The sequence below is a fragment of the Bacteroidia bacterium genome (genome assembly GCA_026932145.1).
GTDB lineage: Bacteria > Bacteroidota > Bacteroidia > J057 > JAIXKT01 > JAIXKT01.
This window is the reverse complement of sequence record JAIXKT010000045.1, coordinates 1-13,986: the sequence shown is the minus strand read 5'-3', so window position 1 is coordinate 13,986 and position 13,986 is coordinate 1. Positions and strand designations below refer to the sequence as shown.

Annotated in this window: 7 protein-coding genes and 1 pseudogene; 5 read left to right on the top strand and 3 right to left on the bottom strand. The window is 38.7% G+C overall.

The features are described from left to right. Window positions 1–386: 386 nt before the first annotated feature. Both LC115_10450 and LC115_10445 read right to left on the bottom strand, forming a co-directional pair. Window positions 387–5,402, bottom strand: coding sequence for a tail fiber domain-containing protein (locus tag LC115_10450; protein MCZ2357082.1), 5,016 nt, complete (start codon window positions 5,400–5,402; stop codon window positions 387–389). 160 nt (window positions 5,403–5,562) lie between these two features. Next, window positions 5,563–8,949, bottom strand: coding sequence for a tetratricopeptide repeat protein (locus LC115_10445; protein ID MCZ2357081.1), 3,387 nt, complete (start codon window positions 8,947–8,949; stop codon window positions 5,563–5,565). Window positions 8,950–9,066: 117 nt separating this feature from the next. Here LC115_10445 and LC115_10440 point away from each other — a divergent pair, with 117 nt between their 5' ends. From LC115_10440 to LC115_10420, 5 genes are all read left to right on the top strand, one after another. Beyond that, window positions 9,067–9,840 (top strand): polyprenol monophosphomannose synthase, encoded by a 774-nt coding sequence (locus tag LC115_10440; GenBank protein ID MCZ2357080.1) that lies wholly within the window; start codon window positions 9,067–9,069, stop codon window positions 9,838–9,840. After that, window positions 9,831–10,541, top strand: coding sequence for a tRNA (adenosine(37)-N6)-threonylcarbamoyltransferase complex dimerization subunit type 1 TsaB (tsaB, locus tag LC115_10435; GenBank protein MCZ2357079.1), 711 nt, complete (start codon window positions 9,831–9,833; stop codon window positions 10,539–10,541). The genes LC115_10440 and tsaB overlap by 10 nt, the downstream gene beginning before the upstream one ends. Before the next feature lie 63 nt (window positions 10,542–10,604). Beyond that, window positions 10,605–11,984, top strand: a complete 1,380-nt coding sequence (locus LC115_10430) for a sigma-54 dependent transcriptional regulator (GenBank protein MCZ2357078.1) — start codon at window positions 10,605–10,607, stop codon at window positions 11,982–11,984. A gap of 120 nt (window positions 11,985–12,104) precedes the next feature. Beyond that, window positions 12,105–12,647, top strand: coding sequence for a hypothetical protein (locus tag LC115_10425; GenBank protein MCZ2357077.1), 543 nt, complete (start codon window positions 12,105–12,107; stop codon window positions 12,645–12,647). Window positions 12,648–12,683: 36 nt separating this feature from the next. Continuing rightward, entirely contained in the window at window positions 12,684–13,286 is a 603-nt protein-coding gene (locus tag LC115_10420) for a hypothetical protein (GenBank protein ID MCZ2357076.1), read from the top strand. Between the two features lie 268 nt (window positions 13,287–13,554). Here LC115_10420 and LC115_10415 read toward each other — a convergent pair. Continuing rightward, window positions 13,555–13,929: pseudogene (locus LC115_10415) on the bottom strand (transposase). Window positions 13,930–13,986: the final 57 nt, after the last annotated feature.

The following is a 13,986-nucleotide window of genomic DNA, read 5'->3' as shown; positions in this document are numbered from 1 at the left end:
TGTTCCAAAAAATTAACCTTGTTGCAAATATAAAACAAATACTGATGTTTGTCAAGAAAAATAGTTTTTATTTCTGAAGTTATTAATATGATAGGGTTTGGGTTCAGGCAGCTACTATTTTCGGTTGTGATTCAGAAATGATAAAAAAAATGGTTATTGTGTTATTGTTATTCTAATGTTATGTTTTTTCTAAAAGTCTATCCTGAAACCGACTATCCTAAATCCTAATTTTTACAAGTCCATTTATTTTTTAAGTTAATAGCAAAAACAGGCTTTACAAAAGGCTAAAAAACACAAGGTCGTTTATTGAGCGAAGTCGAAATAAACGAACTTCGCTCAATAAACGACCTTATAGAAGTGTATTCGATGCTGTAATAGCAGCTTAATTACTGTGATACTTTGAGTTGATTGATTTTAGCATTGATAACTTCAATTTGCTTGTTAATATTTTGTATCTGAGAATGTAACTGTTCGTTTTCAGTTTTTAGTTTTTGGTTCTCTGTATTGAGTTCCTGAACAGATTTAATTAACGGCATGATAAAGTCTGTATAGCGTAATGAATAAGCTTCATGTTCATTGCGGGGAATGTCAATACCTGGGAACGTAAAGCCGCTTTCTTTGGCGGCCTGCTCTACTTCTTGAGCTATCAACCCGATGTATGTTTCTTTTTCTATTCCGCTGTGGTCAATTTGATTAACTATGGAATCCGGTGTTCCCCATATTTTGTGTAGTTCGGTAGGGCGCACATTATAGGTAACAGGGCGTAGTTTAGAGATAAAGTTTAACCCTCTAACATCCTCTTTTACGTTGGTTTTATAGCGAGCATCCGAGTATGCCGTAATCCCTGTAATCTGCGCACGTATTTGTCCAACGGCAGTACTACCTAACAATACTTGATTATCTCCATTGCATTGTCCATTAGCAATATTAGCTCCCAACAGTGTAACATTAGTTCTGTCTTGAGTAAGATTGGTATTTGAACCCACAAAAGTGCATCCTGTTAAAAAAATCCCAGTCTGTCCTTGCCCTGCAAAACTGCCTATAGCGGTATTATAGCTTCCTGTAGTATTATATGCTAAAGTCATAGTACCCATACCAACATTTTGAGTGCCTGATACATTATAGTGTAAAGCAGAATTGCCGAAAGCACAATTTTGATTCGCTGTTGTATTAGAGTATAAAGCACTAATACCAAAAGCTTGATTATAAGATCCCGTAGTATTAGAATACAAAGCCTTTGAACCTACAGATGTACTTTTGGAACCAGTTATATTTGAACGAAGGGCGTTTTCACCAATGGCAATATTTTCAGACCCATTAGACGATGAAGAAGGGTTATTTGTAAATAGAGCACCATGCCCGACGGCAATATTACTGGAGGCAAACGGTACACCATAGCTTTGAGCGTTTAAGGCAGAATCTCCAATAGCAATATTATAGCTTAATTCAGAGTTGTTATTGAGTGTGCCGCAGCCTATTCCGATGTTACCTGATCCGGTAATGTTACTTGTCAAAGAGAGTGTTCCTAAGGCAATATTTCGGCTACCTGATGTATTAGACTGAAGCGTTTGGTAGCCTAAAGCCGTATTGTCAAGGCCGGTATTTGCAGCAGGAGTCGCAGAACCGCGTAGCGCTTCATAGCCAACCGCTACGTTAGTGTTAGTAAACGAAGTGCCAATATCATTAGCGTAGTACATAGCACCTCTGCCCAGAGCAGTTGCATAATTACCTGCTTTATTACTATAAAGTGTACCATAACCAATAGCTGTATTTTCGCCTCCAATGGTATTAGCATAAAGCGCAGAATGTCCCATAGCAACATTGTTCACACCCGTAGTGTTAGTAGTAAGAGAGTTAACCCCTGTAGCTGTATTAGAGGATCCAGTAGTATTAAAACGAAGTGAGAAATATCCGGAAGCTGTATTTGCCGATCCTAATGTGTTTGAATAAAGGGCACTACCTCCGGTAGCAGTGTTATAATTTCCGGTAGTATTAAGAGCAAGGGTATTGTATCCCGTAGCTGTATTAGAGGTTCCCGTAGTATTGGAATAAAGAGTTCCTTTTCCCGTAGCTGAATTATAGTTTCCCGATGTATTAGACCAAAGAGTTTGGTAGCCTAAAGCTGTATTGTCAAGACCTGTATTTGCAGCAGGGGACGTAGAACCTCGTAATGCCTCAAAGCCCAACGCTACGTTAGTGTTAGTAAACGAAGTAGCGGTATTATTGGCATAATACATAGCTCTACTACCTATAGCAGTAGTATTATTCCCTGCTACGTTGCTGTATAACGACTGATAGCCACTTGCCATATTACTTGCACCCGTTGTGTTGTTGCGCAGTGAATAATAACCGCTTGCCGTGTTATTATTACCTGTGGTGTTACTGTATAGCGAAAAAGAACCGCTTGCCGTGTTAGATCCGCCTGAGGTGTTATAGTATAGCGACTGATAACCGCTTGCCGTGTTAGATCCGCCTGTGGTATTACTATATAGTGAATAAGAACCGTTTGCCATATTGGCCCCACCCGTGGTGTTGTTAGATAGTGCATAATAACCACTTGCAGCATTATAGCTACCCGTAGTATTTTTGGATAGCGAAGCATAACCGCTTGCCGTATTGCTTGCACCCGTAGTGTTGTTGCCTAGTGAATTAAAGCCGCTTGCTGTATTAGCTACACCCGTGTTACTGCTTAGCGAATTATAGCCAATACCTACATTGGTTGGATTTGTATTCACCAAGCCGGCTCTGTAACCCAAAAATACGGAACCGGTGTCTATACATCCGGCTTGCATATTATTTACCCTAAATTTCAAACTCTTTAGGTCGGTGGTGCCTATAAAATTGATAGAAGTATCCGTACCGGCGTTACCGAGTAAATCCCATTTGTTATTTAAGCCGGGAGTAGGCCCAAAAGTACCGCTACCCAGCAAAACATCACTGCTATTTCCGGTAAAGTTAGTTATGGCTAAATCACCGGTGTTAGTTGTTCGTAAAATAGATCCGTAAACATTGGAGATGTAGTTTTCAAAACGTACTGTTCCCGTAGTGTGTAGCTGGGCAGCAGGGTAGCTTGTCCCAATCCCTACTTGTCTTGTATCATCAACGATAAAGGCTGTTGTGCCGTTACCTTGCACCTCAAAGTCTCCGGTAGAGGATAGGTTAAAAATAGTGTTGTTATAGCCATTGTTTTCAAAAGTTAAGGTATTATCGTCTTGGATTATCGTTGTATTAACTGTTAAGTTTCCTCCTAACTGCACATCGAAACCGGATAAGGTTAGTCCGTTGCTGGCTGTGGTAGATTCTCCGGACGGTAAAGTTTCCCAAGAAAGGTTTCCTACGCCGTCATTCATTAAATAGGTATTAGCGACTCCCTGGCTGGCCGGAAAATTGGTGGGTACATTGTTTATTTTAACAATATTACCTGTATTATTTACTTGAAATTTTTCTGCAACTGAAAACTTCTGGGTAGGTGCAGTTGTGCCAATTCCTACGTTGGCATTATTTCCCAATACTAAGCTATTTGATTGTGATACTGCTGCATTTGCTCCGATAGCCGTAGCGTTAGTTAGGTTAGGGCTGGCAACGTTTGAACTATAACCAATGGTAGTATTGTAACTTCCAACTACATTGCTAATCATAGCATTATCTCCCATAGCTGTATTGTAGCTTCCTGAAGTATTTCCTGATAACGTATAGGCACCGGCTCCAACATTGGAAACCCCATTATCATTTAAAAGCAGGGTATAAGGTCCCAATGAAACATTAAAAGACCCCGTTGTATTAAAATATAGTGCTTCGTGGCCAATAGCTGTGTTTTCATTTCCGGTAGTATTAGTGAATAAGGACTTATCTCCAAAAGCACTATTTTTGTATCCAGTTGTGTTCTTGTAAAGACTAGAGTTCCCTACTGCTACATTTGTATCTCCCGAAGTATTAAAGTTTAAGGTACCAAAACCAACTGCTATGTTACCGTTTCCGGAAACATTTGAACGAAGTGCCCACACACCAATAGCTGTGTTTACGTCGCCTGTTTCATTTAATTCTAATGAACGTAATCCAATAGCCGTGTTATTGTTACCGCTTATATTTGAAAACATTGAACGTTGGCCTAATGCTGTATTATTAATTCCTGTACTATTTGTCAGAAGAGATGAGCTACCCACAGCAGTATTATTACTTGCTGTGGTGTTGTTTCGCAGTGATTGATAGCCTACTGCCGTGTTGTTGCCACCTGTTGTGTTACTTTGCAACGATTGGTAGCCTAAAGCATTATTGTTAGCACCAGTTGTGTTGGTTTGCAATGATTGGTAGCCTAAAGCATTATTGTTAGCACCAGTTGTGTTGGCTTGTCCTGCACTATTTCCAACAAATACACTGAATCGGTTTGCGGAAGAATCTTGATTTGCACCGGCATTTTGCCCTAAAAATACGGATTGGGCACTATTAAAAACTTCTATTTGACCCTTGGTGGTAAACCGAAATCTATTTGTATTATTGTTTTTCATCATGATGGCCTTGTTATCGGTAGTCCCGATAAAATGTGTTCCGGGGTTTGTACCGGCGTTACCGAGTAAATCCCAGCTACTGCCGCCGCCGGATGGTGCCCAACTGAGATTTCCGCTGCCGTCATTTTTTAAATAGGTATTAGCAGCACCTTGCGCCGCCGGAAAATTGGTGGGTACGTCGTTTATTTTTAGGATATTACCGGTAGCATTCACTTGAAACTGAGAACTTGCTCCCACCGAAAAACGATTGGTAGGAATTACTGTACCTATACCCACATTTCCGGTAGGTGAAATAGAAACACGGGTTGCCCCATTATTCCCAATGTGTAGGTAGGTGTTTTCATAGCTCAATATACCTGTGGAAGAGTTGTTTGCATACATCGTTAAACCGTCTGTGGTAGTGGTTCCCGTAGCTGTCCCAGCAGTAAGACGAACTGAACTCTGAGTGTTAGCTATATCATTTATATGCAATATATCCAAAAAGGTAGCTATTCCTATCCCTACGTTTCCGGTTCCATTCACAAATATACCTTCGTTATCTCCGTCTCCGCTTAGATAGTTGTTATCTAATGCTATATTTTGGGTAGCTGTATGGTCGCCCAGATTATCTCCGGAACCGGATCCCATAGTTACCCAACCAAAAGTATTATCAAAATATTCAAACTGATTTATATCTGTGTTGAATATCAGCAAGCCGGTTGCCGGAGATGCTATTCCGGATCGGGCTGAAGTGGTCATTCGAGGCACTAAAATACCCTTATCGCCTGACTGAATATCCAGCATAGCAGAGGCATCAGGGGTGAGTGTGCCAATGCCTACCTGCGCAGATACTTGTATAGCAAAACAAATTGACAGCAAAGCAATCTGTAAATACTGTAAAGGAGAGTTGTATTTCATCGGACTAATAGTATATTAACGCAATATTACGTATTTTCCCGAATAAATGTTGTGATATTTAAGTGTATTTTTTTAAAAGTATCATACACAACCAAAAATTTAGCTTTAAATATTTCCTAATAACACTTAATTACCCACAGTTACCTCACATCTGTTGGTATTACTTTGGGGTATGAGTTGGCTTCTTAGGCGGAGGAGTTGTTTTAGAGTTTCCAGATTTGGGAGTTGAGGAATTGGTCTTGGGTTTATCTGATTTAGGAGTTGGGGGATTGGTCTTAGGTGTTTCTGGTTTAGGAGTTGAGGAATTGGTCTTAGGTGTTTCTGATTTAGGAGTTGGGGAGTTGGTCTTAGGTGTTTCTGATTTGGGGGTTGGGGAATTGGTCTTAGGTTTATCTGTTTCGTTGTTTTTTTCATTGGTTTTGGGTTGTGATTTAGGTTGCTTTACAGGCTCTTCTTCCACAACATCTTCTTCGACCTCTGTTTCTTCGGAATATTCATCGGGGCCGGTTTCTCCACGCTGTTTTCGTTCTGCTTGTTCTTTTTTTCTAATTTCTTCCCATTCATTAAAGCGGCGTTGTGCTTCTTCTTTTATTTCCTGATTAACCGCATTTTGTGCAACGCTTTTCATGGTTTCTAAGGCTTGGAACTTTTCCCCTAACTGATAATAAGATTCAGCCATCAAGATAAAAGCGCGGGCTTTCCATTCATGATATTGTACATAATTATTTTTTAAGTATATCACAGCATTTTTAACTTGCTCATATTGCTTTTGGTCAAGCAAGATTTTAGATATAAAATACTGTGATTCAGCTCCGAATGCGTTCTTGGAGTCTTTTTCTACTTCTGTAAATAGCTTCATGGCTTCATCTGATTTTCCTAAGAAATATTGGGCTTTTCCCAATAAGACTTTTGCGCGTGTTTTTGAATATTGGGTAATATTTTCATGCACTACAAGCGCATTAAATATTGCCGCAGCTTCTGAATACTGCTGATTTGCAAGATACGCTGTACCTAAGCCAAATTGTGCGTTCATTTTATCTGTTGTTCCGGAAGCTAAACTATCAAACCGTTGATAGACTTTTACGGCTTCTGGGTACTTTTTTTGGCGCATTAAAATTTCGCCGGCAGCCTTAGCGGCTAAAATCCCCTCATCTTCTGATTTATTTGAGCTATAAACCTGCTCATAGTCTGACAAAGCTTTTTCATATTGCCCTAACTTTTCGTAACAATCTCCGCGAGTGTAGTAAACCTCCCAAATGTATTCACCCTTAGGGTAATCTTTGACGTAATTAGTAAGCTGGATAATTGCATTTTCGTAGTCATCTGAAGAATATCTGTCTTTTGCATTGTTAAATACAATATCCTCTAATTCTGACTTTGCTACGGGGTTCTTTTCTCTATATTGCTGATAAACCCGATTGTAATCTGCCGGGGATAAAATGTTGCTTAAACCATCTAATGCAATTTTAACTGCGTGAGTAGCATTACCATATTCAAATAATACGATTTTAAAATAGTTTGTAGCAGCTGCTTCATCTTTTGAGTTAAATGCCGATAATGCTAAGTAGGCATAAGCCATAGGAATCCATTGACTATTGGGATAATCAGCTATCAGCATTTTCCCGTAATGGGTGGCCTGCGGATAGTCATTTAGCCACGTAAGATACGTTACAGCTAACTGCTCAATAGCTTGTGGACGATAAGTAGATGATTTGTAGTTATTTACAAGACGAACTAATGCTTCAGTGGCATTATTGTATTTAGAAAGCCGCAAATAGCATATCCCAATCTGATACAATGCGTAATCTACTCCTTGTAAATTTAGCTGAACAGAATATTGATATTCCTGAATAGCATCTGAATATTTTTTTTGAATAAATTGGCAATCGCCGGCACGTAGCCGAGCATCAGCAATCATTTCCGTAAGGTTATTGTTTTTTAAATTTGCAAACTGCGTAAAATTAGTATAGGCTTTGGTGTATTTTTTTTGCTTCATCTGAACCCATGCTAAACCATATAAGGTTTGTGGATAATATGTATCTTGGTTTGCAGATGAAGATTTTAGAAAATCTTGATAAGCATCTTCGGCATTTACGTATGCTTGGTCACGCGTAAGTGCTTCGGCATACCAATACCTTGAGGCAAAAGTCAGCTCCGGATTAACAGCAATAGTTATCGCTTTTTTAAGATAACGTTTGGCAGAATCTGCCACCCCTCGTGATAGCAAATCTAACCCAAAATAATAGCAAACTCGCTGATATGCCTCTTTCGTACGGTTATCTTTTAATGGTGATGCCTCAAAATTAACTACAGAAAGTACATAATTTCTTGAATATAAATATATTTCTCCTAAAAAACCAACTATTTCACCGTTCATTTCACCGTTAGGATACTGCTTTATATACCTTTGAAATGCGCTAAGAGCTTCTTCATAATATCGGGTTTCCATAGATAATTTCCCGTATTGATAAAGAGAATTAGATTGAATATCAGGCTGAAAAGTTTCTTCAGATGCTCTTTTAAATGCCAAACGGGCTTCTTCTTTTTTATTTTGATTGAGCAAGCAAAAACCCAAATAATAAGAGGCAGTTTGGCCGGCTTCATCTGATTGGGCAGCATTTTTCTGTAACCACTCCGAAGCCTCCGGATACCTCTTTTCCTGAAATAATGCGTAGCCTAACAAGTAATTTGTAGCAGCATTTTGCGGGCTGCCTTGCAAAAATGGAATGGATTCTTTGTACTCTTTTTGGTAAAACAAGGACGTTCCAACAAGTAAGTAAACACTTGATTGGTTTTCTAATGAGTCGTTACTGAGTAATTTTTTACCATAAGTACCCAGTTCTTCATAGCGTTTTGCTTGAAGCAGACAAGTTGCTATGTATAAAGGCACTTTTGCACCATAAGTAGGGCTGTTTTCTACTGACCGAAACGCATTTAGCGCTTCCGAATATCGTTCTTGTTGATACTGAACAACGCCCAAGTAATACGCAGCAGACTCTTTAAAGGGAGAATTTCCATTTTTTACTTGACTAAAAGCTGTTTCGGCAGGTTTCAACTGCTTCGTTTGAAATTGGCAATAACCACGCATAAAGACAGCTTCTTGCCTTAAATCTTCTGCCAGCTCACGCCGCTCAATTTCCTCTAAAACCGGTAAAGCATCCGGATATTTCCTCTTGATAAATAATAACTTACCGAGGAAAAAACGTGCTTCATCTTGATGTGCATGAAACGGAAAATCATATAGAAAATGCTCTAAAAGGCTTTCAGCATTGTTGCGAAGCAAATGATAACTACAAACAGCATGATAAAAACGCACATTGGGTATCAAATCATTAACTGCCTCCGGATAAAATTGGATATTTCCTAAAAAAACTTCAAACTGCTTTTGGGCTGCACTGTATTTTCCTTTGTAAAAGAGTTCTAAGGCATCTGAATAAGTTGTTTTATCATTTGTTTGCGAGGGTAACTGCCCAAATCCCGTGAATATAGATAAGCACCAGTAACTCACCCAAATAGTTACAAAATAACTGAGCTTAAGTCGCTTCATAGCGCAAAGTTATAAGCTACATATAGGAAGTTTTAAAATTTGGGGATAATTTAATGCAATAGCCAAAAGGAATTTAAGGTGTGGAAATAAACTTGTAGAAAAAGTATTTTCCGGTCAATGAGATTGCCCAAGTTGGTTGGATATGATTACTTTTGCATAGTGAAACCGGGTTTATTAGTAATTCTTCCGACTTACAAGGAGCGTGAGAACGTTGCTAATATGATTCATGCTATCTTTAGCTTACCGGAACCATTTCATCTGCTTGTAGTTGATGATAACTCGCCGGACGGAACGGCCAAAATTGTTGAAGACCTACAAAGCCAGTTTTCAGATAGGCTATTTTTGGTAAAAAGATCTGGAAAATTGGGTTTAGGAACAGCTTATATTCATGGTTTTCGGTGGGGAATCGAACGGAATTATGAATATATGTTTGAAATAGATTGTGATTTCAGCCATAATCCGGTAGATTTAGTTCGGTTATTATCTGCTTGCCGAGAAGACGGCTACGATTTAGCCATCGGATCTCGATATGTAACAGGAGTAAACGTTGTAAACTGGCCAATGGACAGAGTTCTAATCAGTTATTTTGCAAGCGTTTATGTTCGGTTTATTACTGGTATGAAACTTCGGGATACAACCGCCGGTTTTAAATGTTATCGCACAACGGCTCTCCAAAAAATATTAACAAAACCCATTCGCTTTATCGGCTACGCCTTCCAGATTGAAATGAAGTTTAAAGCATGGAAATTTGGGCTGAAAATCAAAGAAGTTCCCATTATTTTTACAGACCGTTCTGCCGGAGACTCCAAAATGAGTAAAGGAATTATTCGTGAAGCTGTTTTTGGGGTCATTGTATTAAAGATCTTATCTTGGTTTCAAAAGTGGGATTAGAACCATTTGTTTTAGCCATAGAAACGGCTAGCGAAACGTGTTCCGTAGGCGTTTTTGCCGGCGAAAATTTAGTGGCTATACAAGAGATTTTTTTGCCTCAAATGCACGCAAAAATGCTAACGACTTTAATTCAATCCGTTATGGATGTAATTAGCTTGCCTTATTCTCAACTTTCGGCTGTTGCTATTAGTGCCGGCCCTGGTTCTTATACCGGCTTACGTATCGGAACCAGTACCGCCAAAGGAATATGCTTTGCGCATAGCATCCCTCTGATTCAAATACCTACCTTAACCGGAATCGCTTGGCAGGTTTCCCCAATAGCAAATTTATTCCCAGAATGTAAAATCGGGATACTATTAGATGCCAGACGTATGGAAGTTTATGCACACTTTTTTTCTAAAGAAATTGTCCCACAAACACCTAAGCCTCAACCTGTTATCATCAATCAGGCAACAATTCAGCATTGGAACGCTTCATCACCAACCATTTTAGCCGGATCCGGTGTTGCCAAAATACAGCCGCTAATAAAAGCTAACGCTAATTTACTTCTTTTACCACCAATAAATTGCAGTGCAAGAAGCTGGGGAAAACCAATATTCCAAGCATGGCAGCAACAAGATTTTGTGGATTTAGATACTTTTGAACCCGAATATCTGAAACCCGTTATGCCAACTATAGAAAAGCCAAAACTACCTTCATAGAACGAAAAAACTGATTATCAATATTTTATTTTAAAAATTTCTATTCGATTTATGTAAAATCCTATGCCAAGTGTTTTAATTATTGATGACGAGCGCAGCATCCGAAATACAATCAAAGATATTTTGGAGTACGAAAACTACGAGGTAGATACTGCCGCAGACGGAGAAGAAGGGCTGCAAAAAATATTAGCCAAACAATATGATGCGGTGCTGTGTGATGTAAAAATGCCGAAGTTAGATGGCTTAGAGGTGCTATCACGCGCACGTGAAGCCCAACCTGATGTTCAGTTTATCATGATTTCAGGCCACGCAAATATCGAAACAGCGGTAGAGGCTACCAAAAAAGGGGCTTTTGATTTTATAGAAAAACCTCCGGATTTAAATCGCTTATTAGTAGCTCTTAGGAATGCACAAGACAAATCTCATTTGGTAACCGAGACGCGCGTTCTGAAAAAGAAAATCTCTAAATCCCATGAAATTATCGGGCAGTCAATTGCTATTACTAAAATATTAGAAACCATAGAAAGAATTGCACCTACCGATGCACGGGTGCTGATAACCGGAGGCAATGGAACCGGAAAAGAATTAGTAGCCCACAGAATTCACGAAAAAAGTTTGCGCGCACATAAACACCTTGTTGAAGTAAATTGCGCCGCTATCCCATCAGAATTAATTGAAAGTGAATTATTTGGGCACGAAAAAGGTTCATTTACCAGTGCTGTTAAACAGCGAATCGGTAAGTTTGAACAAGCCCATGAGGGCACTTTATTCTTAGATGAAATCGGTGATATGTCCCTCTCGGCGCAAGCAAAAGTGCTGAGAGCCTTACAAGAAAACAAAATTACCCGCGTAGGCGGGGAAAAAGATATTTCAGTAAACGTGAGGGTTATTGCCGCCACCAACAAAGACTTACGTAAAGAAATTGAACGCGGAAACTTTCGCGAAGACCTATTTCACCGGCTAAATGTAATCCCAATTCAAGTGCCTTTACTCCGTGAACGAAAAGAAGATATACCGATTTTGTGCCAATACTTCCTGAATCGAATTTGCACAGAATACACTTTTCAACCTAAGACCTTTACTCCGACTGCAATTTCAATACTAACTGCTCTCGAATGGAGCGGAAATATCAGAGAATTACGCAATGTGATAGAACGACTGGCAATTTTAAGTGAAAAAGAAATCACAGAAAACGACATTTACACATACGTAATCTCTAAAAATGAAGTAGTTAAGACTTCAACAGATTCATTTTTTGATAAATTCACCTCCTTCCAGAGTTTTAAAGACGCAGCAGAAAAAGAATTTATACGCAGAAAATTAGAAAAAAATAGCTGGAACGTTACCAAAACAGCCGAAGAAATAGAAGTTCAGCGCAGCCACCTATACTCAAAAATCGAAAAATACGGATTCCAACGTGGTGCAGACGTAGAAAACCCATAAGAGCAAAGACACCTTCTCAACCCTGAGTACGTAAAAAATACTCATTAAGCATACTTTTTTTCTTGGATATATTGATTTTATAGATATTTTCGCAGTCTTGCTAAATTATCTATCAATCTTATGAGAATAACACAAAGTTTATTCAAGCTACTATTTTTCACGCTTTTGATAAGTTTGTTTCTTATTAAGGGATCGTTCCATTCAAATGCGCAGAGAAATTGGTCTCCCGTAGAGGAAAATGAAATTCCGAATAAGATTCTCCAAAAAATGAAGGAGATTTATACCAACCCTTCCAGTATTCGTTGGGGGATGCGTTACAAAGGCAGAGAATTGATTTACCACGCCAGCGGCATGAATGACGGAAGCACTTTTAGCGTTACGTTTGACGGGCAGGGCGAAGTAATCGGCTCTGTTCAAAAGGTTGGACAAGCCCAAGTACCGGAATCTATTCTTAAAGATAGCAAACAAATAGAATCTCAAGGCTGGAAAACGCAAGAAGTTTATCGCAACCAACTACAAAAAAAAGGGAGCACTTATCGAGTATTTTTCTACAATGAATCAGGAGATCTAATGAAAAAAACTTACGATAGTACCGGAAAGGAAAAAGAAACGAAAACAGTAAAAAAGAAAAAAGGAGATAAAGGTATCCAACCTTCACATTAATTTTTTAATCCTAATAATCAGTAATAATAAAATAATATGTCAAGAAAAATTTTAGGATTAGCGGCATTAGTATGGCTGTTTTCCTTTCAGATAAATAGAGCTCAGATTGTTGGAGAAAGAGCTGTTGGGATAACTGTTTCAGTAGGTAAGGGTTGCAAAGGGTTTAGCTACCGTTATGTGTTTGCACACCACGGTTCTTTGGAGCTAAAGTTGGGCGTTTCTCGTAGTTTTGTTACAGACAAAGCTTCGTCAGATTATGGAAAAGGCTTTTTTAGCACAGGTTCTACACTGTTGGGCGTATCGTATCAACCATTCCTTTTTCCGGGAAAGAGAAGAAATGGGTCGGCTCTTTATGGAAATATTGGTATCCATGCACGGATTCATCATAACCGTAAAGCCTTTAAGTTTGTGGATCCCGAAAACAAAACAAGTCTCTGGATAACTCCCGACATCTATGTTGGTGCAGGATATTTATGGGAAGTATTCGACTTTTTAGAGGTATTTCTCGAATCTGATATTGGATATTACAACCCAGATTCTGGCATAACTGTTTCTGACGGAAACTCATCTTACCAAAAAAACGACACCTATACTTTTTACAATGATGTTATACTTGGGTTTCGTATTAGGCTGAATTAGTGAAAGTTATAGCCTTTCGTAAGGCTGAAAAATAAACCCATTTTGATAGAAATAAGTAGCAGTAACCGATAAAGTTACTGCTACTTATTTCTATCATTATCATTCGTAACACAATGGCTACTTGATTGTGGTTCAGAAAGTATGAAAACTATGATTTCGTTGGTGAATCACTATTGTAATCCAGTAGCGTCCGACAAAAGTATAATTCTCGAATATTTGGTTTGTAATAAATTGATTATATGCAAGTTATATTAATTCGTTGGTATTTTTAGAAAAGTGAGCCCCCATAGCTGAATAGATTAAGTTCAGGCGGTTTGGTCAAAGGCTTTAGCCAATCCTGCTCAGGATTTTCCAAAAATCTCACCAAATGTAGATAGTTGAACAAATGAATACGGCAAAAACTAACTAAATTGGAAAATGACCAATTGCGCTTTAACTGCTTTTGAATGACTGTAAGCAGTAGATTTACTATCAATGTACAATAAATTTGTATTTTGATGGCGTTTTCATTGTCACCTAAAAAATATTTCAATGGAAAATTCTGTTTTAGCTGTTTGAAGAGCAGTTCTATCTGCCAACGGAGTTTGTAGATGGCTGATACCAAATCAGGTCTCATATCAAAAAGGTTGGTAAGGAACTCAAATTCTCCTGACTTCATCAATAGGACACCCAAAAGTTCAAAACAGTGCTAATAGCCATT

Bases quoted from the DNA above. Each gene is read 5' to 3' on its own strand.
- LC115_10440 (MCZ2357080.1), top strand. From the start codon at position 9,067: ATGAGATTGCCCAAGTTGGTTGGATATGATTACTTTTGCATAGTGAAA.
- LC115_10450 (MCZ2357082.1), bottom strand. From the start codon at position 5,402: ATGAAATACAACTCTCCTTTACAGTATTTACAGATTGCTTTGCTGTCA.
- LC115_10425 (MCZ2357077.1), top strand. From the start codon at position 12,105: ATGAGAATAACACAAAGTTTATTCAAGCTACTATTTTTCACGCTTTTG.
- LC115_10445 (MCZ2357081.1), bottom strand. From the start codon at position 8,949: ATGAAGCGACTTAAGCTCAGTTATTTTGTAACTATTTGGGTGAGTTAC.
- LC115_10420 (MCZ2357076.1), top strand. From the start codon at position 12,684: ATGTCAAGAAAAATTTTAGGATTAGCGGCATTAGTATGGCTGTTTTCC.
- LC115_10430 (MCZ2357078.1), top strand. From the start codon at position 10,605: ATGCCAAGTGTTTTAATTATTGATGACGAGCGCAGCATCCGAAATACA.